This is a genomic window from Lacinutrix salivirga (assembly GCF_053604675.1).
In genome coordinates this window covers 213,287-236,372 of record NZ_JBSHNP010000103.1, presented here as the reverse complement: position 1 = coordinate 236,372, position 23,086 = coordinate 213,287, and the positions used below count along the sequence as shown (strand labels likewise).

The window sequence follows — 23,086 nt, the reverse complement described above, 5'->3', positions numbered from 1 at the left end:
TGCTAGAGTTCTGTAATTGTAACTCCGAAAATTGATTGGAAGCTATCGAGAACTGCTTGTGCTTCTTTTTTTCTAACCGAAATATAAATTTTGCAGTCTAATTCCAAAACCTGATTGGTAACCGTAATATTTTTTTCTTTAATTATACGCATTACTTTATTCATATTTTTATATTCAAAAGCAACACAATACTCGATATTAATTGTTTTAGTAACAATCTTTGACGCTTCTAAAGCTAATTGAGCACCTGTTCTGTAGGCATTAATTAATCCGCTAACGCCTAATTTAACACCTCCATAATAGCGTAGGACTACAATGAGTATATTGGTGACTTCAAACGATTGTATTTGTCCATAAATAGGCATTCCTGCACTATTACTGGGTTCGCCATCATCATTTGCTCTGTACTCTATATTATTTTCATCTTTTCCTATTTGATAGGCATAACAAAAATGACCTGCTTTATGGTGTTGTTTTTTTAAGTCTTCAAGATGTGCTTTAACGTCGTTTTCAGATTTAATAGGAAATGCATACCCAAAAAACTTAGAATTTTTGTCCTTAAACAGGACTTCTTCCGACGGCTTTAATATTGTTTTATAGGTGTCCTTTTTCATATTAAGATAAAGTAACTAATATAATAGAAACTATTGCAATGCCAATACCTATCCAATTTTTTGTTAGTAGTTTTTCTTTAAAAGCAATTAAACCAATAATAGTAGAAAGCACTACTATAGCAACATTATTAATTGTAAATATTGTGGAGCTTTCAAAACCTTCGTGTTGTAATGCTTTTAAAATCATATAGATAGAGCAATAGTTGACCATACCTAAAAGGATGCCTCCAAAAATACTACGATAATCAAATGTGAATTTATTTTTAAATGCTTGGATACAAATCATGGCACTACCAACGCAAGCAGCAATACCAAAAATAGTAGCAGAAAATAACGGAATCCCATTATCTGCTACATAATTAGTTTCAATATATTTTATTGAGGCATCGATAACGCCAGAACCAAAAAACAAAAGTACTGGAAGCCATAAGCCTTTTAGTTGTAGAGGTTCGGTTTTAGATTTCACAGAAGTTAAATACACAGCAATTAATGCTAAAAGTATGCCAACGCCTTTTTGCCATCCTAACGATTCGTTATAGGCATACAACCCAAAAACAATAGGAATCACAACACTCATTTTACTCGCTACAGACGTAACGGTTAATCCATTGCGTTGCGCAGTTAATGCCATAACATTAAATATGGCTATAAATAGGAAGCCTAATGCAAAGGCTCCAAAAAACCAGCTTTTACTTGCGATTTCAGAAATATTGGTTGTGCCTTTATACATAAATAGTCCAATAGCACATGCTGTTAAATAATTAAAAACAATGGCTTGTAATGTGTTTATTTTGTACTTGCCTAATAGCTTAAAAACTATATAAATTAGCGTAGAAGCTAGGATGCTTAGTAAAAGATAGATCAAAATAGGTTTTTATTTATAGTAAATAAATCCATAACGTCTTCTTTGGTTTCATCAATATTCCAAACATGAATGCCTAATGTTGCGGCTGCTTCTGTGTTTGCTTTAGTGTCATCAATAAATAAGCAGTCTTCGGCTTTTAGGTTGTTTTCATTTAAAACAAATTCAAAACAATTGAGATTTGGTTTACGCATCATAATCTCGTGAGACAAATAAAAGGCATCAAATGAAGCTTTAAATTCCTCGTAAAAAGGAATGTGCGTTTTTATGCATTCTATATGCAAATCATTGGTGTTACTTAATAGTATAAGTTTATAGTGTTTCTCTTTGGCTAATTGTTGTATAAATTCTAATCGTTTTAGAGGAAAATCACAAATTATATAATTCCAAGCCTCTATTATTTGTTGTTTAGAGAGTTTTGGGAAGTTGCTAGTGTAAAATTCTAAAAACTCGTCTGTACTCATTAAACCTTGCTCGTATAAGGTGTTTATTGCTATGAGGTCTTCCGAGAGTGTGTCGATTTCAAACAGCTCCAGCGCATTTTTTAATGCACCAACTTTGTCTAGGTTAATAAATACATCTCCAAAATCAAAAATAAGGGTTTTAATCATTGCTATAAATCCTAAGTGTATCGTTAAGTATGTTGTGTGTTTTAATTAGTTTTCCTGAAAAATGAGGTGCTTTTACACCATCTTTAAATTGTATATTTCCAGTAAATACACGAGCTTGGTCCCAAATGCCTTCATTTATAAAGGCTTGTAGTGTTTTTGAGCCTCCTTCAATAATAACAGAAGTAATGTGTTGTTGATGAAAATGGTTGCAAATCTCTTTTATGTTGTGGTCTTTAAATGTAATAGTTTCAGCTTCATCATTAAAAATAGAATAGTCAGGAGTTAATAAATTATTTCTGTCTAAAACCACGCGAATTGGGTGTTCTCCAGTCCAATCTCTAACTGTTAATATAGGGTCATCTTTAATTACTGTAGTTGTACCTACTAAAATGGCTTGCTCTTCGGCTCTCCATTTGTGTACTAATTGTCTAGAGATTGGATTGGTAATCCAGACAGGTTTGTTGTCTAATTTATGTTTTGGCGCCATAAAACCGTTAGTAGTTTCTGCCCATTTTAAAATTATATATGGTCGTTTTTTATTGTGAAATGTAAAAAAACGTTTGTGGTGCGCTTTACAGTCTTTTTCTAAAACACCAACAATAACATTGCATCCAGCAGTTTTGAGTTGTTGTATGCCTTGTCCTGCAACTTCTGGATTATCATCCACACAACCAATTACAACATTAGGTATGTTGTGCTCAATAATAAGATTGCTACAAGGAGGTGTTTTTCCGAAATGGCTACAAGGTTCGAGCGTTACATATAACGTTGCTTCCTTTAAAAGCGCTTTGTTTTTAACTGAATTAATTGCGTTGACCTCTGCATGGTTTCCTCCATATTTACTAGTAAATCCTTCGCCAATAATTAAGTTGTTATGCACAATTATTGCGCCAACCATTGGGTTAGGCCTTGTGGTTCCTAATCCGTTTTTGGCTATTTGTAAACAGCGTTTTATGTAGTTTTCGTGCGTGGTCAAGGTTATAATTTAATGTTTACATTTTCGGTTTGGTCAACGTCGTAAGTATGCGAAAAGCCAAACACTTTATATTTTATTTGCCCTTTATATTGCACTTTCATTTTTTTGGTAAGTAAGCTACCTAACAAACCTCCTAAACTCTTATTGCTAAGCAAACTGTCTGTTGGTACATTTGCCGAAAGCGGAATAGAAAATTCCTTTTTAGCAGGTACTTTAAAGCTTTCAGTAGTTACTGTTGCCATCTGGTTATTGTTAACAAACACTTTAATTTCGTCTGTTTTTAACTCTCCACTAATATCGTTTGGATTTATAAAATAGGCATCTGCAGTAAGTGTGATAAATTTAGAGTTGGAGTCGTCAACCTTAATATTATCTACTCTTAAAAACACAGGCTTTTCTTTTACAGAGCAGCTTAAAAAAGTGATTAAAAGTGTTAATAAGATTATGAGCTTCTTCATTTTAATTTTTTTAGATTTAGCGTATCTTCAACCCAAAATTATAGAGCTACAAATACAGTTTTAGAATGCACAAAGATAACATAGTTATTAGAAAAATTGAGCAAAAAGATAATGCGCAACTAGAGGCTGCAATACGTGGTTGTTTTCCAGAATTTGGTTTGCCTCTAACAGGAACAGCTTATGCAGATGCCGAAACACCTAAAATGTTTGAAGCATACCAAGACGAAAATTCAATCTATTATGTTGTGGAGCTTAACGGAAAAGTCTTAGGAGGAGCAGGAATAAAAGCTTTAAATGGTTTTGAGGCTGAAGTTTGCGAGCTCCAAAAAATGTATTTTGCTCCAGAATTAAGAGGAAGAGATTTAGGTAAAAAACTGTTTAAAAAGTGTTTAAAAACAGCTAAAGAACTTGGCTTTAAGCGCTGTTATTTAGAAACTGCTTCGCAATTAAAAGCAGCGATACATATTTATGAAAGTTTTAGTTTTTCGCATTTAAAAGCACCTTTAGGGAACACAGGTCATTTTTCTTGTGGTGTTTGGATGATTAAAGATCTTTGATTTTTAGAGTTTAGTTTGCAGAAACAGATTACAAATTATTATGTTTTAATAGAGTAGAGAAAAATAAAAAAAGTCGTGTACAAATTAAAAACGATACAACAAACATTTCATACAGAACTTGATGCTATTTATGGCAAAGACGAAGTGAATAGCTTTTTCTATTTGCTCATAGAATCACTTTTTGATTTCTCTAGAATTACATTGGCTTTAAATCCAGAATTAACCATTACTAAAAATGAAGAAGCTGCTATAATAGAAGCTTTAAACAGATTAAAAAACAACGAACCCATTCAATATATAATTGGTGAAACAGAGTTTTATGGATTGCCATTTAAAGTCAATACCAACACCTTAATTCCACGACCAGAAACTGAGGAATTAGTAGAGTGGATTTTAGAAAGTACACCAAAAAATAAACCTTTACAGATAATAGATATAGGAACAGGAACAGGCTGTATTGCAATTACTTTGGCTAAACACCTTCCAGAAGCTAAGGTTTACGCTTTAGATGTTTCAGCAGAAGCATTAAAAATTGCTAAACACAATGCTGCGTTAAACAACGTTGAGGTTGCTTTTATTGAAAAGGATATTTTAAGTATTGGTCAAACGGAATTTATTTCGACAGTAAAAAATTTCGATATAATTGTGTCCAATCCACCTTATGTTCGCCAACAAGAAAAAGCAGAAATACAAGCTAATGTTTTAAACCATGAGCCGCATTTAGCTTTGTTTGTAGAAAATAATAATCCCTTACAATTTTACAAGGCAATAACTGCTTTTGCGCTGAATAATTTAGAAACTAAAGGACAATTATTCTTTGAAATTAATGAATATCTTGGCACAGAAACTAAAGCATTATTACAAGAGCATTTATTTGAAGCTATAGCACTTAAAAAAGATATTTTTGGTAAAGATCGTATGTTAAAAGCAGTAAAAAAATAATGAACACAGAACAGCAAATACAAACACTTAGAAACGAACTTAGAGAACATAACTACAACTATTATGTACTTGATAATCCAACAATAAGCGATTACGATTTTGATATAAAACTGAAAGCACTTCAGGCTTTAGAAGAAAAACATCCAGAGTTTTACGATGCTAATTCCCCAACATTACGAGTAGGAGGTGAGGTTACTAAAAACTTTAATACAGTTGTTCATGAACACAGAATGTATTCTTTAGATAATTCGTATTCTTTAGAAGATTTACAAGACTGGGAAACACGTATAAAAAAGTTAGTCGATGGCGAGATTAAATACACTTGCGAGTTAAAATACGATGGTGCATCAATAAGCTTAACCTACGAAAACGGAAGTTTAGTTAGAGCAGTGACTCGTGGAGATGGCATGCAAGGCGACGAGGTGACAAACAATGTAAAAACCATTAAATCTGTCCCTTTACAACTAAAAGGCGATTTTCCTCCAAAATTTGATATTAGAGGAGAAATTGTTTTGCCTTTTGATGGGTTTCATAAAATGAATGAAGAGCGTTTAGAAGCTGGCGAAGAACCTTACAGAAACCCAAGAAATACAGCCTCTGGGAGTTTAAAGTTGCAAGATAGTGCTGAGGTTGCAAAACGTCCCTTAGAATGTTTACTATACAACATAACAGGAAATAATTTAGGGATTACAACTCAATTTGAAAGCCTAGAAAAAGCTCGACAAATGGGTTTTAAAGTGCCTAAAGAAGCAAAATTGGTAAATTCTATTGACGACGTTTTAGAATTTGTAAATTATTGGGATAAGGCAAGACACAATTTACCTTATGAGACTGATGGAGTGGTTGTAAAAGTAAATAATTTACAACAACAAGAAGAACTAGGTTATACTGCAAAAGCACCACGTTGGGCAATGGCTTACAAGTTTAAAGCCGAACAGGTTTCAACTAAATTAAACTCTATTTCTTATCAAGTTGGTCGTACAGGAGCAATAACACCAGTGGCAAATTTAGAACCTGTAGAACTTGCAGGAACTACTGTAAAAAGAGCTTCTTTGCATAATAGCGATCAAATAGAAAAATTAGATATTAGAGTTGGAGATACTGTATTTGTTGAAAAAGGAGGAGAGATTATCCCAAAAATTATTGCGGTAGATTTCACTAAAAGACCACAAGATTCTGAACCTACAATTTATATTACACATTGTCCTGAGTGCCAAACACCTTTAGAGCGTTTGGAAGGTGAAGCGAAACATTTTTGTCCTAATTATAATGGATGTAAACCACAAATTATTGGCAGAATACAGCATTATATTTCTCGTAAAGCTATGGATATTGAAGGCTTAGGAGGAGAAACTGTAGCGCTTTTGGTAAACGAAGGATTAATACATAATTACTCCGATTTATACCAATTAACCAAAGAACAAGTGTTGCCATTAGAACGTATGGCAGAAAAAAGTGCAGAAAATTTAATAAAGGGTATTGAAGCCTCAACACAAATCCCTTTTGAGCGTGTGCTTTTTGCTTTAGGTATTCGGTTTGTTGGCGAAACTGTAGCTAAAAAACTAGCCAAACATTATAAAAGTATTGATGCTATTGCAAATGCTTCAATTGAAAATTTAGTTACTGTAGATGAAATTGGAATAAAAATAGCCGAAAGTGTTGTTGCCTTTTTTAATACTGAACAAAATGTTTCAATTATAAACCAATTGAAAAATCATGGTGTACAGTTAGAAGTTTCAGCTGAAAAATTAGCCAATCAAACCACTATTTTAAAAGGTAAAACGTTTGTGGTTTCTGGTGTGTTTTATAAAGTAACCAGAACAGAACTAAAAAAACTAATTGAGGATAATGGAGGTAAGGTATCGTCTTCAATTTCTACAAAAACAAGTTTTATAGTTGCTGGAGATAAAATGGGACCAAGTAAAAAAGATAAGGCTGAAAAACTTGGAATCTCTTTATTAAGTGAGGATGATTTTCTAAATATGTTGGCATAATTACGCTTCACTACTAAAAAAAAACATTTTATAGTAGTTGTTTTCTTATAAATTTTGTTTTATTTGGAATCCCATATCTCACAATTTATATGAAAACATTTTATTTTCAAATCCTTTTTATAGTTATTGCATTAGTTTTTGTGGTTTCTAAAATCGCAGACTACGACTTGATTTCTGATATTTGCCGTAGTATATTTAATTTGTTTTTAATTACATTTTATGTGGTTAAAATTAAAAAGAAAAGCAAATGGTTTTTAGGGTTTTTGGTAGTTGCTTTAATTGCAGAGCTAATTAACGTTTATAACTACAATAGCAATAGTATAACTATCTATTATTTTTGCTGTGTACTGTTTATAATTTCTTATTTGGTCTTAATTGTTTTTATAGTCAGGCAACTTAATTTTAAAAAAGTAATTAAAGATTTTAAGTTACAGCTCTTTTTTCTTACCGCTCTAACGGTGTTTACTTTGTACTCGTTCCAAGGATTTATTTGCAGCGTATGGATCTATTGAGTATTTTATAGAGAATGCTTATTATTTAGTGCTAATTATATTATTTAATTTAGCGTTTATTAATTATTTAGAGCGTAGTTATAAAAAAGAGTTTTTATTGTTTTTGGCTGTGTTATTTATTTTTCTTTCGGAATTTGTGCAAACATCAGTAATCTTTATAAAACCTATTAAAAGTTTAGATATTGTTTTTTCAATATTGTTGTTAGTTGGTTATTATTTTATTTTTAAATACTTAATTGTTTTATATTCTAATGCTAAGTTAGATGTTATTAAATAATTGTATTATATCTTAAGATGTTGTTGATTAGGATATTACTTCAAATTTAAACAGAAAAATATATTTTTCTTACATTAAAACAGCTTATTTAAACTTTAAGCGGTAATTTAAGCATTTAATCTGTTTAACGATTTTTTTTACTTTTTATCGATGTTTTTAAATATTTTGTATTATATTTGGCGTACCTACTTATGATAATACTATGAATACAGATTGGATTTTAAACAAGCACAAACATGCATTGGTGTTTGTTGTTATTTTAATTTTAGCGTTAAATATCTATGCTTCTTTTTCTCAAAACGAATTGCTTTTGAGAGTTGTAAAGCCATTATTTATTCCCTTTACGGTAGTGTATTTCTATCTAACCAAATGCAAATTAGCTAAGCCAATTGTAGCGTTTTTTATATTTTCTTTTCTAGGAGATTTTACTTCAACAATACCTCAATACTCTTATATTAAATTATCTAGTTTACTGTATTGTTTAAGCTACTTCAGCTTAATAGGATTGCTTTGGCATAAAATAGAAACTATTAGGTTTAATGCCTTGGTATATGCTTATTTAATAACAGTTTTCTTAATATGTACTTACTTTATATATCAATTTTATGTAATGACAAATAGTAATTTGTTAGATGAATGGACAGTGTTATTATTTGTGCTTAAAAGTGTAATTTTATTAGTCTTAGGCTTTTTCGCTTTTGCAGTGTATTTAGATACAGATAGTAAATCGTCTATACTTTTTTTAGCAATGGTGTTTTGTTTTGGGTTTTCGGATGTGTTATATTATATAAGCCAAAATTATATTTACACATGGAGTTTTGTAGTCTCCGAAATTGTACTACACGTCTCTGGTTTAGTACTAATATGTAATTACATTATTGTGCTTAATGAAGGTGTAAAAGATATTCAGGTAGTCTCCGAAAAATTTGTACCTCAAAGTCTTTAATTTACACTAGTATTGCTCTTCCGTTTGCACTTTTATTTTTGCTATTATCTAAATAAAAATCGATACGACCTAGTTGTAAGCCATAACAACCAACTTGGTTAACTAGCATATTTTCTCCAAGACTATTTTTTGTGACTGTTGGTTTCTTTAAAAATGTATGTGTGTGACCTCCAATTATTAAATCAATATTATTAGTCACTTTTGCTAAATTTAAATCACACATATTTTCAGGAAACTTACTGTAATAGTAGCCAATATGCGACAAACAAATAACAATATCGCACTGCTCGTCTTCTTTTAAAATTCTGCTCATATCTTGTGCAGTTTCTACAGGATCGAGATAAACTGTCTCTTTGTACATTCTCTTATCTACTAGGCCTTGTAATTTAATGCCTAGTCCAAACACACCAATTCTAACACCATCTTTAACAAATACTTTGTAAGGTTTAACGTGTCCATCCATTACTGTGTTGGAGAAGTCGTAATTAGCAGATAAAAAATCGAAACTTGCATGTGGTAGTTGCGCAACTAGGCCATCTAATCCGTTATCAAAATCATGATTTCCAATAGTTGCGGCATCATATTTTAATTTACTCATTAACTTAAATTCCAGCTCTCCACCATAATAATTAAAATACGGAGTGCCTTGAAAAATGTCACCAGCGTCTAATAATAAAGTATTCGGGTTTTCTGCTCTAATATTTTCTACTAAAGTGGCTCGTCTTGCAACACCTCCTTGGTTAGCATTTCTACCATCTTTTGGTCCAAACGCATCAATATGACTATGCACATCGTTTGTGTGTAATATGGTAATTTTTTTTGTTTTTGGTGCTAAACTAAAAGATTGAAAGCTTAGACTTCCTAAGCCTATTAATGCTGTTGCAGCAGTGGATTGTTGTATAAATTCTCTACGTTTCATAAAAAAAAAGGACTTAGTTAAGCTTTATAAATCTATTATCAATTTCTGGAGCAATTGTATCTACTTTTTTAAAGTAATCTATAAATGCATTTCTAATTTTGTAATTTAAATCGTAAACCGTATCGTTGGTTTGAAAAAACGTCATGCGATCTCCTCCAGAATATAAGTAATCGTTAGTTGCTACATAATAGGTTTTATCTTTTTCTATTGGTTTATTGTTTATGGTTGCTTTGTTAATGCTGTAATCTTTATTTAGTGTTAATTGTAAGCCTTGTATTGGGTGTGCACGTTTTGCTTTACTAAGATATTCGGTCATTTTATTAATTTGCTCTCCTTTTAAGGCTACAATAACAATACTATTTTCAAAAGGCATAATCTCATAAGCAGTTCGAGAAGTTATGTTTCCTTTAGAAATTATTGCGCGAATACCACCATGATTTAGCAATACTGCATCAATGGTTTTCCCTGTTCTAGTATTAAAAACGGGATTACTTTGCTCTAAAACAACATCTGCAAATAAATTTCCAATTGCTGTATTAAATTCGCCATCGGTTTTAGAATAGGTGTCTATTGAATATGCTAAAACACTATCTAAATCGTTATTAACATGTTCTCTGTAAGGTTTTATAAACGCATCAATTTCAGCATTTAATGCTATAGTGTCTTTAATTGGTATGCGTTTACCTTCAATTTTGGTGATTTGGTAGTTTTCTTTTTTACAACTATAAGAAGTTATAAAAATGAGAATTAAAATAAGAGGTCTAAAATTCATTATAATTTGCTGTTATTAAAAGAGACAATTGTGACTACTTTTGCTACTTTTGTACAAAGTAATAAAGATAAATGATTTTAAAGGGTTTAAAAGAAAAATCTAACAAAAAGCTTATAAATAAATTACAAAGCAAACGTTTAGTAACCGATAGTAAGCGTAAAATAAAATCGGTTGCATTTTTGTATGTTATTGAAAAAGAAGAAGATGTGAAGAAACATGAAGCCTTGTTGGTGAAGTTTTCAAAACAATTCAATACATTAAATTCAGTAGCGTTAGATTTAAGAAAGAAACCACAAAAGGAGTTAGAAGTACAAACCTTTAATGCTAAGTCTATTGGTTGGAAAGGGAAAGTTAAATCAAATACACTAAGCGATTTTTTAAAACAAGATTACGATGTGCTCATTAACTTTTATACCAATAATATAGTGCCTTTACACGTTGTAAATGCAAAAACAAAGGCATTAATAAAAGTTGGATTGTTTCAAACAGAGCACGATTTAAACGATTTAATAATAGATACTGCAATAGAAAAACCAGATGTTTTTTTAGCCGAAATGCTTAAATATCTAAAAATACTAAACCCAAAACACAATGACTAAAAATAAATTTGTAGGTACTGGAGTTGCATTAGTAACCCCTTTTAAAAAAGATTTAACTGTAGATTACAATGCATTAATAAAAATTGTTAATCATAATATTGAAAACGGTACAGATTATTTAGTTATTAGTGGTACAACAGGAGAAAGTGCAACCATAACTGCACAAGAAAAAAAAGAGATTGTTGCCACTATAGCAAAAGCAAATAATAAACGTGTACCACTAGTTTTAGGTATTGGCGGAAATAATACAACAGAGGTTATTAAAGAGATTCAAAATACAGATTTGTCGCAAATAGATGCCTTATTGTCTGTATCTCCATACTATAGCAAACCCACACAAGAGGGATTGTATGCTCATTTTAGAGCTATTTCGCAAGTCTCTCCAGTGGATATTATTCTATATAATGTACCAGGACGAACCTCTAAAAACATGTTGCCTGAAACCACATTGCGTTTGGCAAACGATTTTAGTAATATAATAGCTGTTAAAGAAGCAGGAAACGATTTACACCAGTACTACAAACTATTAAAAGACAAACCAGAAGACTTTTTAATAATCTCTGGAGACGACGATTTAGCTTTAGGTGTTGTGTTAGCAGGTGGAGCAGGAGTAATATCTGTAATTGGACAAGCCTTAACAAAAGAATTTACAACAATGATAAATTTAGGCTTAGAAGGTAAACCCAAAGAAGCCTTTAAACTACATTACCAATTAATGGATTGTGTATCTGCAATATTTTCTGAAAATAATCCAGCAGGAATTAAAGCTGTATTAGAAAATTTAAATCTTTGCGATGCTACAGTTAGACTACCCTTAGTAGAAGCAACAGTAGCTCTTAAACATAAAATCGCGCAGCAACTTACTAATTTTAGTTAAATTATACTTAAACCTAAAGTTTAACTTGTTTCTAGCCTTATTTTAGCAGAAAATAATATTTTTAAAATCCATAAAATTAACTTAATTTTGCATTCTGTTTAAAATTCTGAAAATTATTGATTTGTAATTTTTAAATCTCAAGGAAGAGTAAGAGGAAACAAATTCCATTAGAGCAATTAAAAACAGTAAAAATAACTAATGAAAAAACTTTTTTATATTCTAGTAACTTTCACAATACTAAGTTCTTGTAGCGACTATCAAAGAATGCTCAAAAACGAAGATATAGGTGAAAAATTTAAATTTGCCGAAAATTTATACGACCAAGGTAAATACTCTAAAGCCAATAAACTATTTGCTCAAATAGTACCTAATTACAGAGGAAAACCTCAAGCCGAAAAATTAATGTATTTGTATTCTGATACCTTTATGAAAATGAAGAATTATTACGTTGCAAGCCATCAATTTCAACGTTTTGTAGAAGCGTATCCTCGTAGTGAGAAAGTTGCAGATGCTGCCTTTTATAGTGCAAAAAGTGCTTACATGTTGTCTCCAGTGTACTCTAAAGACCAAACAGAAACTCAAGAAGCTATAGATAAATTACAGTTATTTATCAATTTATATCCAAAATCTCAATACACAGAAGAAGCTAATAAGTTAGTACAAGAACTAGATTACAAATTGGAGAGAAAAGCATTTGAAATAGCAAAACAATTTAATCACGTTTCAGATTATCAAGCTGCTTTAAAAGCATTCGATAATTTTGTGTTTAACTTTCCAGGTTCAACCTTTAGAGAGCAAGTAGCATTTTTAAAATTAGATTCGGCTTACAAACTTGCAGTAAACAGTATAGAAGTTAAAAAGCAAGACAGATTAGAAACCGCTAAAGCCTATTACGAGAACTTTAAATCAAATTTCGCAACATCCCAAGATATGGATAAAGCTAATAAAATGATTGAAGTGATAAACGAACAATTACAACAATACAGTACAAAACCCTAATACAAAAATGGATTTAAAGAAAATTGATGCGCCATTAACAACAGTAACATATAATCGTAACGCTGTTGATGCAGAAACAGGAAATATTTATGAGTCTATCTCAATAATTTCTAGAAGAGCAGAACAAATAAATTCTGAAATAAAAAAAGAATTAATTGAAAAGCTTGAAGAGTTTGCAACTTATAACGATAGCTTAGAAGAAGTTTTTGAAAACAAGGAGCAAATTGAAGTGTCTAAGTTTTACGAAAAATTACCAAAACCACACGCATTAGCAGTACAAGAGTGGTTAGATGGTAAAATCTATTACAGAAAGACTAGCGAAGATAACGCAGAATAATAACCAGGTATGTCTATATTAAGCGGCAAAAATATTTTACTAGGCATTAGTGCTGGTATTGCTGCTTACAAAACAGCCACCTTAGTTAGAGGATTTATAAAAGCAGGTGCCAATGTAAAAGTTGTTATGACGCCTGCTTCTAAAGATTTTATTACACCTTTAACACTTTCCACACTATCTAAAAATCCTGTAGAATCTTCTTTTTTTGACGATAAAGATGATAATGCACAATGGAACAATCACGTAGAATTAGGACTTTGGGCAGATTACTTTATAATAGCACCTGCAACTGCAAATACACTGTCTAAAATGGCACATGGTACTTGCGACAACTTGTTGTTAGCCACTTACTTATCGGCTAAATGTCCTGTATATTTTGCTCCTGCAATGGATTTGGATATGTATAAGCATCCTTCTACAACAGCCTCATTTAATACATTAAAATCCTTTGGTAATATTATGATTCCTGCAACTTCTGGTGAATTAGCCAGTGGTTTAGTAGGTCAAGGTCGTATGGCAGAACCAGAAGATATAGTGGCTTTTATAGAACAAGACATTTTAGGGAAGTTGCCACTTAAAAACAAAAAAATACTAATTACAGCAGGTCCAACTTACGAAGCTATAGATCCAGTACGTTTTATTGGTAATCACTCTAGTGGAAAAATGGGTTTTGAAATCGCTAAAGCTTCAGCTAATTTAGGTGCTGAGGTTATTTTAGTTACAGGTCCAACTTACCAAAAAACCACACACAGTTTAATTACAACCATTTCTGTTACAAGCGCAGAACAAATGTATGTAGCTTGCCACAAGTATTATAAAACTGTAGATGTTGCGATATTAAGTGCTGCTGTAGCAGATTACAGACCTAAAAATGTAGCGTCAGACAAAATAAAAAAGAAAGACTCTACGTTAATCATAGAATTAGAAAAGACTAAAGATATTTTAGCATCCTTAGGCGAAATAAAAACCAAACAACTCTTAGTTGGTTTTGCACTAGAAACTAATAATGAGTTAGAATATGCAAAAGGAAAATTAAAAAAGAAGAATTTAGACTTAATTGTATTAAATTCGTTAAAAGATAAAGGTGCTGGTTTTAAAAAAGACACTAACAAAGTTACTATTATAGACAACCAAGATAACCTTACAGAGTATAAATTAAAATCTAAAGCAGAAGTGGCTGTAGATTTGTTAAACGAAATAATAAAAAAACTAGATGCGTAATATATTTGTCCTTTTTGCTTTTGTTTTCACGGTAATTATTAGCGCTCAAGAACTTAATTGTAGCGTAGTTGTTAATGCACAATTAACAGGTAGAGAAGACCAGCAAATTTATAAAACGCTCGAAAAACAAATAAACGAGTTTGTTAATAAAACAAAATGGACTAAAAAAGAATTTACAACACAAGAACGTATAAACTGTAGTTTTGTGATAAATATTAACGAGTTTTCTGGCGAGAATTACCAAGCCTCAATACAAGTACAAGCCTCACGACCTGTTTATGGTTCCACTTACAGCTCGCCAATTTATAGTGTAAACGATAAAGATTTTGCTTTTAGATATTTAGAGTTTCAAAACATGGTATATAATCCAAATCAATTTGAGTCTAATTTAATCTCAGTACTAGCTTTCCACGTATATATGATTTTAGGTTTGGATGCAGATTCTTTTGAGCAAGGTAGTGGAGACGAGTATTTTAAACAAGCACAGCAAATTACCAATTACTCGCAACAAGAAAATTTTAAAGGCTGGAAATTAGAAGATGGTTTACAAAGTAGATTTGCATTAATAGACAATATGTTATCTCCAACATATAAGGAGTACAGAGATGTGATGTATAATTACCACAGAAAAGGCTTAGACCAAATGAGTACAAGCGCAAAAGCGGGTAAAAATGAAATAGCAGAAGCATTAAATGCATTTCAGGTAATGAATAGGCGCAGACCAAACTCTTATATACTACGAACGTTTTTTGATGCGAAAGCAGACGAAATTGAACAAATATTTACAGATGGACCAAGTGTTGATATCTCTAATTTAATAGATGTTTTAAATAGAGTTGCACCAATGCATTCCAGCAAATGGAGAAACATTAAATACTAGTCTTTAGTAACAAGTAATACATACTAAAAAAGTTGAAAGTGACAACTTTTAGCTTTTCACTTTAACTCTTTAATTCTAAGCATGCTTAGTTCATTATCCATAAAAAATTACGCTTTAATAGATCAACTTCAGGTTGATTTTAACAATGGATTATCCATAATTACTGGCGAAACTGGAGCAGGAAAATCCATACTACTAGGAGGTTTGTCACTTATTTTAGGAAAAAGAGCAGATTTAGGAAGCCTACGAGACCCTTCAAAAAAATGTGTAATAGAAGCTGTTTTTGATATTACACACTACAATCTTAAAGCACTATTTAAAACCGAAGATTTAGATTTTGAACCACAAACAATAATACGACGTGAGATATTGCCTTCGGGTAAATCTAGAGCGTTCGTAAACGATTCTCCTGTAAATTTAAGTAGTTTGCAGCTTTTAGCAGAGCGTTTAGTAGATATTCACTCGCAAAACGAAACACTACAACTTGTTGACGATGCGTTTCAGTTTCAAGTTATAGATGCATTAGCACAAACACAGTTAAATAGTTCTAAATATAAAGCAGAATTAAAAAGCTATAAAATCCTGTTGAAGGAGTTAGAACAGCTTCAGCAACATAAAGCAGATGCCATAAAGGAGTTCGATTATAATTCCTTTTTATTAAAAGAATTAGAAGATGCAAAACTAAAAGAAGGAGAGCTTGAAAAGTTAGAAGAAGAATACGAGACACTTAATAATGTAGAAGAAATTCAAGAACAACTTACCGAAGCAAATCAATTGTTGACAGATGAAAATATTGGGATATTAACTCAATTAACCACGTTAAAAAACAAGTTTGCAAAATTATCTCAACTCTCTAGTAAATACGTAGCAATTTCCGAGAGAATACAAAGTAGTGTAATAGATTTGGACGATGTGTTTGCCGAAATCGAAAATTTTGAAAGCCAATTAGAAGCAGATCCAGACAGACTAAGTGTAGTAAACACTAAACTACGTGTGTTAAACGATTTAATGAAAAAACATTTAGCATCAAACGTTTCTGAACTAATTGATATAAAAAACACACTAGCTGAAAAAGTAGCGACAACTCAAAATTTAGAAGCTACAATAGCTGAAAAAGAAGCTACAATTAAAGCCTCTGAAAAGAAATTAGATGTTGAAGCTTTAGAGATTTATAATAAACGACAAAAAGCCATACCAGAATTAGTAAAACAACTCGAATCAATTTTGAAGCATTTAGGCATGTCCAATGCGCAATTTAAAATTGAAACTACTTTTGGAACCAACTACTACTACAATGGTAAGGAAACACTATCGTTTTTGTTTTCGGCAAATAAAGGCGGACAATTTAACAGCTTAAAAAAAGCGGCTTCTGGCGGAGAACTCTCTAGAATAATGTTGGCTATAAAATCGGTTTTGTCTAAATATGTAAAACTTCCAACAATTATTTTTGATGAAATAGATACAGGCGTTTCTGGCGAAATCTCTAATAAAATGGCAGATATTATGCTGCAAATGAGTAAAAGTATGCAAGTAATTAGTATTACGCATTTACCACAAATAGCAGCAAAAGGGCACACCCATTTTAAAGTATTTAAGGAAGATATTGCACAAGTAACCACTACGCAATTATTAATGCTTACCGAAGAAGAGCGCATAGTAGAAATCGCTCAAATGTTGGGAGGTAAAGAGTTGTCGTCTTCTGCAATTGCACACGCAAAAGAGTTGTTAAATTAATAAAAAACATGTAGTTACAATGAATGATTTCAACGAAGCTGAGGATATACTTTTTGAAGTAGATTCATTAATCTCTCAAGAAAAAATAGTAGAAGCCAAAGACTTATTATATCAAGTATTAGAAAGTTTTCCGGATTATTGTAAAGCACACAATCACTTGGGATGGATTTTTCATCAAAAAATAACAAACTACCCAAAAGCCGAAGCACATTTTAAATTGGCATTAAAATATGCTAATGGCTATTTTGCACCTTACATAAACTACTCTTATTATTTATTAGATGTAGGTAAGTATAATGAAATGATAGAATTTGGTGAGAAATCTTTAAAAATAGAAGGAGTAGATAAAGGCACAATATTAAACCAAATGGGGAAAGCCTTTGAGTTGACCAATAAATTAGAAACCGCTTACTTATTTTATAAAGAAGCTAAAATTAATTCTACAGCTTCTGGTTATATTGAAGAAATAAACGCATCATTATATAGAGTAAAAGATAAGATGAATGTGTTTCAAAAAATTAAGTTTATTTTTAAATAAAACAATATACTAATCAATTAAAACTACAATTATGTCATATAATTTACTAAAAGGAAAACGCGGAATTATTTTTGGAGCACTAGATGAAAACTCTATAGCTTGGAAAACCGCAGAACGTGTACACGAAGAAGGTGGAACCTTTATATTAACAAACGCTCCAGTTGCTATGCGAATGGGACAAATAGATGAGTTAGCAATAAAAACCGACTCGCAAATTATACCAGCCGACGCGACCTCTTTAGAAGATTTAGAAAACTTAATCTCTAAATCCACCAATATTTTAGGAGGTAAATTAGATTTTGTGTTGCACTCCATTGGTATGTCTGTTAATGTAAGAAAAGGAAAGGATTATACAGATCAAAATTATGCGTGGACGCAAAAAGGAACAGATGTATCTGCAATGTCTTTCCATAAAGTGATGCAAACCTTATATAAGCAAGACGCTATGAATGAATGGGGAAGCATTGTAGCCTTAACCTATATGGCAGCACAACGTGTTTTTCCAGATTATAATGATATGGCAGATAATAAAGCCTATTTAGAAAGTATTGCACGTAGTTTTGGGTATTTTTTTGGTAGAGATAAAAAGGTAAGAGTAAACACCATTTCTCAATCGCCAACACCAACTACTGCAGGAAGCGGAGTTAAAGGCTTTGATGGCTTTTTGGAATATGCAGATAAAATGTCGCCATTAGGTAATGCAACTGCAATGGATTGTGCAAATTATACAGTATCACTGTTTAGCGAATTAACAAAGCGAGTTACACTACAAAACTTATATAATGATGGTGGATTTAGTAATATGGGAGTGAGTGATGCAGTAATGGATGCATTTATGAAAAATAAAGAGTAACAACTTAAGTACTAGGTAAGCATAGTAAATATTAAGACTTCGTTAACATTTTAACGAAGTTTTTTGTTTTTTATCGATTAGTGTGTTTTTGAGTAGAAAGGTTAACATATTATCAATATTTTTAGAAAATGTTTAATTAATTAACTAAAACTTTATAACATGAAAAAAATTACTTTATTATTTTTTGTTGCAGTTCTTAGCTCATTGACAGCTATGGCTCAATATTCGTTTCCTGCAGTCGCTGGTCCTACTAACGTAGCAAACGGAACTCCAGTTACACTAAATATTAACGATGCAGCCAATACTGCAGGTGCAACTGCTGGGTCTTACTTAACATTTACTGTTACTGCAGACTGGGTAGCTGGTGGAGGTGGACCATGGTCTAGTGAAGCTGACTTAACAGTTACTACTGCAGCTGGAAGCGTTTCTTTTGATTCTGCTACTTCTGGAGATGCTAGTAGTGGTGCTGCAACTAGTTTAAGTTTCGATGGTGCTTTTACTGCGCCTTACGACCCTTCAACAGATGGTACTCTAACTTTAGAACTTAGTCAATCTTATGGTGGTTCTGATGCAGATTGGTCTAACATTGTTGTAACTATTGTTGCATGTTTACCTCCTGCAGCTACAACTGCTGTTGTTGACGATTGTGCTAATAACCAATTCACTATCGATGTTGATGTTACAGATTTAGGTTCTGCTACATCTGTATCTATTTCTAATGATGCTGGTGTTGCTGCAACTACTGGAATTACTGCTATAGGAATGCAAACTGTTGGTCCTTTTCCTGCAGGTACAGCTGTAAATTTAACTTTAGAGCACGACCAAGATGCTGGTTGTAATGTTGATTTAGGTTCTAGTCTTGATGGATGTCCTTCATCTAACGATGAGTGTACTGGCGCTTTACCAATAGCATGTGGAGATACTGTAACAGGATCTACTGTTGCTGCTACAGATAGTGGAAACAACGCAGCTTTTGATGTGTTTTACTCATTTACAGACACAGTGTTACAAGATGTTACATTAAGCTTATGTAACTCAAGTTACGATACTTACATTAGAGTATTTGACGACTGTCCTCAAACTAACGAAATTGCAGGTAATGACGATTCTTGTGGAACAAGATCTGAGGTTACTTTTACTGCACAGCCTAATACAACTTACTACATTATGGTTGAAGGTTATGCTGGTACTGAAGGTGCTTTTGAATTATCAGCAACTTGTATTCCTAACGTTCCTGCGCCAGGAAATGATTTATGTTCTGCTGCTACACCTTTAGATTTAGGAGTTCCATTAACTGGTGAAACAACTGCAGGTGCTACAGATGATTCAACTGGTACTACAGATGATACAACTTGCCAAGGTTTCACATTCAAATCTGATGTATGGTACACAATAGTTGCTCCAACTTCTGGAGAGGTTACTATAGAAACTACGGCTACAGGTACTTCAACTGCTGCTAGTATCGCTTTATATCCTAACTGTACTCAATTAGACTCTGAGTCTTTGGGTTGTAACGTAGGTGATGCTACAGGTGCAACATTAGCTGTTGTTGGTCTTACTGGAGGTACAACTTATTATGTAAGAGTTTGGAGTGATGGTGTTGCTGCAAGAGGAGCACAACAACGTGTTGAAGGTACATTTGACATCTCTGCTGTTGATACTACGTTATCTACTGTAGATTTCGATAATGGGTCTTTATTCTCTTACTATCCAAACCCTGTTAACAATACATTATCATTACAGTCTCAAAAAGAGATTTCTAATGTAGCTGTATTTAACATGTTAGGTCAAGAAGTATTAAGAAATGCACCTAATACTGTAAACAACGACGTAGATATGTCTAACTTACAGTCAGGAGCTTACTTTGTACAAGTAACAATTTCTGGTACTACTGAAACTATTAGAGTTATCAAAAACTAATTAGTTTTTAATACATATTTTAAAAGCCACCTTTTTAGGTGGCTTTTTTTATTGCCTTTAGTTACCTTTGTGATAATGGATTTACATTTATCTTTTATTATACCTGTTTATAATAGGCCAGAAGAAATTAAAGAACTTTTAGAAAGTTTTTGCGCTTTAAAAACTACAGCTAGTTATGAAATTGTTATTGTAGAAGATGGCTCTACCATTAGTTCTAAGCCTATAATAGACACTTACAAGACTAAATTAAATATAGCATACTACTTTAAGGAGAATACAGGTCCTGGCGACTCCAGAAACTTTGGTATGAGAGCGGCAACGGGTAATTACTTTATAATTTTAGATAGCGATTGTATTTTGCCTCCTAATTATTTAGATACTGTGTTAAACAGCCTAAACAACCATTATGTAGATTGCTTTGGTGGACCAGACGCTGCGCACAACTCTTTTACAAACTTGCAAAAAGCAATAAATTTTGCAATGACTTCCTTTATTACCACAGGAGGTATTAGAGGTAAAGTTAGTAGTATAAATAAATTTCAGCCAAGAAGCTTTAATATGGGCTTATCTAAAAAAGCATTTGCAGCAACACAAGGGTTTGGGAATATCCATCCTGGTGAAGATCCAGACTTATCTATTAGACTATGGAATTTAGGATTTGAAACCAAACTAATAGTAGATGCCTATGTGTACCATAAACGCAGAATTTCTTGGTCTAAGTTTTACAAGCAAGTGCATAAATTTGGTAAGGTGAGACCTATATTAAATAGTTGGCATCCAGAAACAAAAAAAATTACGTATTGGTTTCCTACATTGTTTATATTTGGATGTATTGTTGCTTTAATAACTGCAATGTTTGGTTATTGGTTTCCAATATATTGTTATATATTATATATAATTATAGCTTTTATTTTGGCTTTATTTGCTACAAAAAGTTTAGCTGTGGCAATTCAGTCAATGGTTGCAGTTTTTATACAATTTTATGGTTATGGAACAGGTTTTTTAAAATCTGTATTTGCGATACAAGTTTTAAAAAAGAAACCAGAAACCTATTTTCCAGAATTATTTTTTAAAAAATAATGATAAAAACAATTAAAAATAAAATAGTAAAATCTATAAAAAGTAGGAGGTTAAATGTGTTTATTTTCTTCTTTATGTTTGCTTTTATTATTTTATTAATAACAAAATTATCTAAAGACTATACAAACACTTTAAGTTTTAGTATTAAAAATAAAAACCTTTCCGAAGAAATTATTTTAATAAATAACAATAACACTTTACAAGTTACACTAAAAGCACAAGGCTTTAAATTTTTAAAATACTATGTAAAAAAGCCCAATTTAATTATAGACTTTAAAGAAGATGTTATAAAAAAGGACACCTTTTTTTTATGGACAAAAAACAAGGGAATTTCTAATATTATAAAACAATTTAGTAAAAATGAAGATGTAATTACTATAAATCCAGACTCTTTAGTTTTTCTATATGATAGTTATAGTAAAAAACGAATACCAATAGTGCTAAATCAAAATATACGTTTTAATCCAGGTTATAACGTATTAGATCAATCCCTATCGCTAACTCCAGATTCTGTGACCATTATTGGAGCAGAAAGTATAGTGAAGTATATTAATAGTGTAGAAACAGAACAATTAATTTTAGAGAATGTTAATGAAAACATTAGTGCTTGGATAAAATTAAAGCCAATAGATACAGTTGCTAATCTAAAGGTTTCACATCAAAAAGTAAAACTAAACGCTGAGGTAGAAAAATTTACAGAAGGGAACTTAAGCATTCCAATACAAATAATAAATACACCAAAGGATTTAGAAGTTAAATTTTATCCTAAAGCTGTAAAATTAAAATTTTATACAAGTTTAAAAGCGTTTTCGAGTATTACCGAAAAAGATTTTAAGGTTATTTGCGATTTTGCAAAAGTTCAAGACAACCAAAATTATATGATACCAGAATTGGTAACAGTCCCTAAAGCGGTTAAAACGACTAAAATAGATAACAAAAAAATTGAATTTATAATAGAGTCCAAATGATTATAGTAGGTTTAACAGGAGGAATTGGTAGCGGAAAAACTACTGTTGCTAATTTTTTTAGTGCATTAGGAGTGCCTGTTTACATTGCAGATGTTGAAGCAAAAAAGCTTATGAATAGGTCTAAAGTTATAAAAAGAAAATTAATAGCTCTTTTTGGCGAAGACGCCTATAAAGACAACGAATTAAATAGAAAATATATAGCTGAAATTATTTTCAAAAATAAAGAGATGTTAAATAAAATGAATGCTATTGTACATCCAAAAGTAGCAAAGCATTTTATAAAATGGACTAAAAAACAAAACGCTTCTTATATTATTAAAGAAGTTGCTATATTATTTGAAAACGGCAGCTACACGTCCTGCGATTTTATAATTACAGTAACCTCTCCAAAACAAACAAGACTAAAACGCGTTATTAAACGGGATGCTTCAACTACAAAAAAAGTTGAATCTATTATGAAAAACCAATGGGAAGACGACGCCAGAATTAAGCTTTCCGATTTTGTGATAAATAATGATAATTTAGAAGATACTAGGTGTCAAGTGGTTAAAATCCATAATAAAATTTTAAAAAGTATTGGCTAAACCCAAAACTTTAACATTTTTGTTAATGTAAGGTTAAATGCATTAAGTACTAAATG

Annotated in this window: 24 protein-coding genes; 17 read left to right on the top strand and 7 right to left on the bottom strand. The window is 31.7% G+C overall.

Annotated elements, in window-relative coordinates; all coding sequences use genetic code 11:
* Window positions 1-2 precede the first annotated feature (2 nt).
* From ACVC5O_RS08465 to ACVC5O_RS08445, 5 genes are read right to left on the bottom strand one after another with little or no spacing between them, the layout of a single operon-like run.
* Window positions 3-614, bottom strand: coding sequence for an IMPACT family protein (locus ACVC5O_RS08465; RefSeq protein WP_452221041.1), 612 nt, complete (start codon window positions 612-614; stop codon window positions 3-5).
* A 1-nt stretch (window position 615) separates the two neighbouring features.
* The gene (locus ACVC5O_RS08460) at window positions 616-1,479 is read right to left on the bottom strand and encodes an EamA family transporter (protein WP_452221040.1); all 864 of its coding nucleotides are present in this window, start codon (window positions 1,477-1,479) and stop codon (window positions 616-618) included.
* Window positions 1,476-2,087 (bottom strand): HAD-IA family hydrolase, encoded by a 612-nt coding sequence (locus ACVC5O_RS08455; protein WP_452221039.1) that lies wholly within the window; start codon window positions 2,085-2,087, stop codon window positions 1,476-1,478. Before ACVC5O_RS08455 ends, ACVC5O_RS08460 begins: the two co-directional genes overlap by 4 nt.
* Window positions 2,080-3,063 (bottom strand): bifunctional diaminohydroxyphosphoribosylaminopyrimidine deaminase/5-amino-6-(5-phosphoribosylamino)uracil reductase RibD, encoded by a 984-nt coding sequence (gene ribD / locus ACVC5O_RS08450; protein WP_452221038.1) that lies wholly within the window; start codon window positions 3,061-3,063, stop codon window positions 2,080-2,082. The genes ACVC5O_RS08455 and ribD overlap by 8 nt, the downstream gene beginning before the upstream one ends.
* A 2-nt stretch (window positions 3,064-3,065) precedes the next feature.
* Complete coding sequence (locus tag ACVC5O_RS08445) at window positions 3,066-3,521, bottom strand: LEA type 2 family protein (protein ID WP_452221037.1); 456 nt, start codon at window positions 3,519-3,521, stop codon at window positions 3,066-3,068.
* Window positions 3,522-3,586: 65 nt separating this feature from the next.
* Between ACVC5O_RS08445 and ACVC5O_RS08440 the strand changes: the two genes are divergently transcribed.
* The 4 genes from ACVC5O_RS08440 (at window position 3,587) to ACVC5O_RS08425 (ending at window position 8,749) form a co-directional block, all read left to right on the top strand.
* Window positions 3,587-4,078, top strand: a complete 492-nt coding sequence (locus ACVC5O_RS08440; protein ID WP_452221036.1) for a GNAT family N-acetyltransferase — start codon at window positions 3,587-3,589, stop codon at window positions 4,076-4,078.
* Between the two features lie 75 nt (window positions 4,079-4,153).
* A complete protein-coding gene (gene prmC, locus ACVC5O_RS08435) occupies window positions 4,154-5,020 on the top strand; it encodes a peptide chain release factor N(5)-glutamine methyltransferase (protein ID WP_452221035.1) in 867 nt (288 codons plus the stop codon).
* Window positions 5,020-7,014, top strand: a complete 1,995-nt coding sequence (gene ligA / locus ACVC5O_RS08430; RefSeq protein WP_452221034.1) for an NAD-dependent DNA ligase LigA — start codon at window positions 5,020-5,022, stop codon at window positions 7,012-7,014. Before prmC ends, ligA begins: the two co-directional genes overlap by 1 nt.
* A gap of 991 nt (window positions 7,015-8,005) precedes the next feature.
* Entirely contained in the window at window positions 8,006-8,749 is a 744-nt protein-coding gene (locus ACVC5O_RS08425) for a hypothetical protein (protein ID WP_452221033.1), read from the top strand.
* A 1-nt stretch (window position 8,750) separates the two neighbouring features.
* Here the strand turns inward: ACVC5O_RS08425 and ACVC5O_RS08420 are convergent, their stop codons facing one another.
* Entirely contained in the window at window positions 8,751-9,668 is a 918-nt protein-coding gene (locus tag ACVC5O_RS08420) for a bifunctional metallophosphatase/5'-nucleotidase (protein ID WP_452221032.1), read from the bottom strand.
* A 13-nt stretch (window positions 9,669-9,681) separates the two neighbouring features.
* On the bottom strand, window positions 9,682-10,440 hold the full coding sequence (locus ACVC5O_RS08415; protein WP_452221031.1) for a 5'-nucleotidase C-terminal domain-containing protein: 759 nt from the start codon (window positions 10,438-10,440) through the stop codon (window positions 9,682-9,684).
* 71 nt (window positions 10,441-10,511) lie between these two features.
* Here ACVC5O_RS08415 and ACVC5O_RS08410 point away from each other — a divergent pair, with 71 nt between their 5' ends.
* From ACVC5O_RS08410 to coaE, 13 genes are all read left to right on the top strand, one after another.
* Window positions 10,512-11,039, top strand: a complete 528-nt coding sequence (locus ACVC5O_RS08410; RefSeq protein WP_452221030.1) for a DUF6913 domain-containing protein — start codon at window positions 10,512-10,514, stop codon at window positions 11,037-11,039.
* Complete coding sequence (gene dapA / locus ACVC5O_RS08405) at window positions 11,032-11,916, top strand: 4-hydroxy-tetrahydrodipicolinate synthase (protein WP_452221029.1); 885 nt, start codon at window positions 11,032-11,034, stop codon at window positions 11,914-11,916. Before ACVC5O_RS08410 ends, dapA begins: the two co-directional genes overlap by 8 nt.
* Window positions 11,917-12,114: 198 nt before the next feature.
* Entirely contained in the window at window positions 12,115-12,915 is an 801-nt protein-coding gene (locus ACVC5O_RS08400) for an outer membrane protein assembly factor BamD (protein WP_452221028.1), read from the top strand.
* Between the two features lie 7 nt (window positions 12,916-12,922).
* The gene (locus ACVC5O_RS08395; protein ID WP_452221027.1) at window positions 12,923-13,252 is read left to right on the top strand and encodes a DNA-directed RNA polymerase subunit omega; all 330 of its coding nucleotides are present in this window, start codon (window positions 12,923-12,925) and stop codon (window positions 13,250-13,252) included.
* A 9-nt stretch (window positions 13,253-13,261) separates the two neighbouring features.
* Window positions 13,262-14,473, top strand: coding sequence for a bifunctional phosphopantothenoylcysteine decarboxylase/phosphopantothenate--cysteine ligase CoaBC (gene coaBC, locus ACVC5O_RS08390; RefSeq protein WP_452221026.1), 1,212 nt, complete (start codon window positions 13,262-13,264; stop codon window positions 14,471-14,473).
* A complete protein-coding gene (gene porD, locus ACVC5O_RS08385) occupies window positions 14,466-15,353 on the top strand; it encodes a type IX secretion system protein PorD (protein WP_452221025.1) in 888 nt (295 codons plus the stop codon). Before coaBC ends, porD begins: the two co-directional genes overlap by 8 nt.
* A gap of 81 nt (window positions 15,354-15,434) precedes the next feature.
* Window positions 15,435-17,087: a DNA repair protein RecN gene (recN, locus tag ACVC5O_RS08380; protein ID WP_452221024.1), complete on the top strand. Its 1,653-nt coding sequence runs from the start codon at window positions 15,435-15,437 to the stop codon at window positions 17,085-17,087.
* 19 nt (window positions 17,088-17,106) lie between these two features.
* Entirely contained in the window at window positions 17,107-17,625 is a 519-nt protein-coding gene (locus tag ACVC5O_RS08375; RefSeq protein ID WP_452221023.1) for a hypothetical protein, read from the top strand.
* Window positions 17,626-17,656: 31 nt separating this feature from the next.
* On the top strand, window positions 17,657-18,478 hold the full coding sequence (locus tag ACVC5O_RS08370) for an enoyl-ACP reductase FabI (RefSeq protein WP_452221022.1): 822 nt from the start codon (window positions 17,657-17,659) through the stop codon (window positions 18,476-18,478).
* A gap of 159 nt (window positions 18,479-18,637) precedes the next feature.
* Window positions 18,638-20,398 carry a T9SS type A sorting domain-containing protein gene (locus ACVC5O_RS08365; protein WP_452221021.1) on the top strand — a complete coding sequence of 587 codons (1,761 nt, stop codon included), beginning with the start codon at window positions 18,638-18,640 and terminating at the stop codon, window positions 20,396-20,398.
* A gap of 75 nt (window positions 20,399-20,473) precedes the next feature.
* Window positions 20,474-21,478, top strand: a complete 1,005-nt coding sequence (locus ACVC5O_RS08360; RefSeq protein WP_452221020.1) for a glycosyltransferase — start codon at window positions 20,474-20,476, stop codon at window positions 21,476-21,478.
* Complete coding sequence (locus tag ACVC5O_RS08355) at window positions 21,478-22,446, top strand: CdaR family protein (protein WP_452221019.1); 969 nt, start codon at window positions 21,478-21,480, stop codon at window positions 22,444-22,446. The genes ACVC5O_RS08360 and ACVC5O_RS08355 overlap by 1 nt, the downstream gene beginning before the upstream one ends.
* On the top strand, window positions 22,443-23,030 hold the full coding sequence (gene coaE, locus ACVC5O_RS08350) for a dephospho-CoA kinase (RefSeq protein WP_452221018.1): 588 nt from the start codon (window positions 22,443-22,445) through the stop codon (window positions 23,028-23,030). Before ACVC5O_RS08355 ends, coaE begins: the two co-directional genes overlap by 4 nt.
* Window positions 23,031-23,086: the final 56 nt, after the last annotated feature.

What these genes read in the sequence shown, in the direction of transcription:
- ACVC5O_RS08465 (WP_452221041.1), bottom strand. Translation starts at nt 614, where the DNA reads ATGAAAAAGGACACCTATAAAACAATATTAAAGCCGTCGGAAGAAGTC.
- ACVC5O_RS08455 (WP_452221039.1), bottom strand. Translation starts at nt 2,087, where the DNA reads ATGATTAAAACCCTTATTTTTGATTTTGGAGATGTATTTATTAACCTA.
- ACVC5O_RS08445 (WP_452221037.1), bottom strand. Translation starts at nt 3,521, where the DNA reads ATGAAGAAGCTCATAATCTTATTAACACTTTTAATCACTTTTTTAAGC.
- ACVC5O_RS08440 (WP_452221036.1), top strand. Translation starts at nt 3,587, where the DNA reads ATGCACAAAGATAACATAGTTATTAGAAAAATTGAGCAAAAAGATAAT.
- ligA (WP_452221034.1), top strand. Translation starts at nt 5,020, where the DNA reads ATGAACACAGAACAGCAAATACAAACACTTAGAAACGAACTTAGAGAA.
- ACVC5O_RS08425 (WP_452221033.1), top strand. Translation starts at nt 8,006, where the DNA reads ATGAATACAGATTGGATTTTAAACAAGCACAAACATGCATTGGTGTTT.
- ACVC5O_RS08420 (WP_452221032.1), bottom strand. Translation starts at nt 9,668, where the DNA reads ATGAAACGTAGAGAATTTATACAACAATCCACTGCTGCAACAGCATTA.
- ACVC5O_RS08415 (WP_452221031.1), bottom strand. Translation starts at nt 10,440, where the DNA reads ATGAATTTTAGACCTCTTATTTTAATTCTCATTTTTATAACTTCTTAT.
- ACVC5O_RS08410 (WP_452221030.1), top strand. Translation starts at nt 10,512, where the DNA reads ATGATTTTAAAGGGTTTAAAAGAAAAATCTAACAAAAAGCTTATAAAT.
- dapA (WP_452221029.1), top strand. Translation starts at nt 11,032, where the DNA reads ATGACTAAAAATAAATTTGTAGGTACTGGAGTTGCATTAGTAACCCCT.
- ACVC5O_RS08400 (WP_452221028.1), top strand. Translation starts at nt 12,115, where the DNA reads ATGAAAAAACTTTTTTATATTCTAGTAACTTTCACAATACTAAGTTCT.
- ACVC5O_RS08395 (WP_452221027.1), top strand. Translation starts at nt 12,923, where the DNA reads ATGGATTTAAAGAAAATTGATGCGCCATTAACAACAGTAACATATAAT.
- coaBC (WP_452221026.1), top strand. Translation starts at nt 13,262, where the DNA reads ATGTCTATATTAAGCGGCAAAAATATTTTACTAGGCATTAGTGCTGGT.
- porD (WP_452221025.1), top strand. Translation starts at nt 14,466, where the DNA reads ATGCGTAATATATTTGTCCTTTTTGCTTTTGTTTTCACGGTAATTATT.
- recN (WP_452221024.1), top strand. Translation starts at nt 15,435, where the DNA reads ATGCTTAGTTCATTATCCATAAAAAATTACGCTTTAATAGATCAACTT.
- ACVC5O_RS08375 (WP_452221023.1), top strand. Translation starts at nt 17,107, where the DNA reads ATGAATGATTTCAACGAAGCTGAGGATATACTTTTTGAAGTAGATTCA.
- ACVC5O_RS08370 (WP_452221022.1), top strand. Translation starts at nt 17,657, where the DNA reads ATGTCATATAATTTACTAAAAGGAAAACGCGGAATTATTTTTGGAGCA.
- ACVC5O_RS08365 (WP_452221021.1), top strand. Translation starts at nt 18,638, where the DNA reads ATGAAAAAAATTACTTTATTATTTTTTGTTGCAGTTCTTAGCTCATTG.
- ACVC5O_RS08360 (WP_452221020.1), top strand. Translation starts at nt 20,474, where the DNA reads ATGGATTTACATTTATCTTTTATTATACCTGTTTATAATAGGCCAGAA.
- ACVC5O_RS08355 (WP_452221019.1), top strand. Translation starts at nt 21,478, where the DNA reads ATGATAAAAACAATTAAAAATAAAATAGTAAAATCTATAAAAAGTAGG.
- coaE (WP_452221018.1), top strand. Translation starts at nt 22,443, where the DNA reads ATGATTATAGTAGGTTTAACAGGAGGAATTGGTAGCGGAAAAACTACT.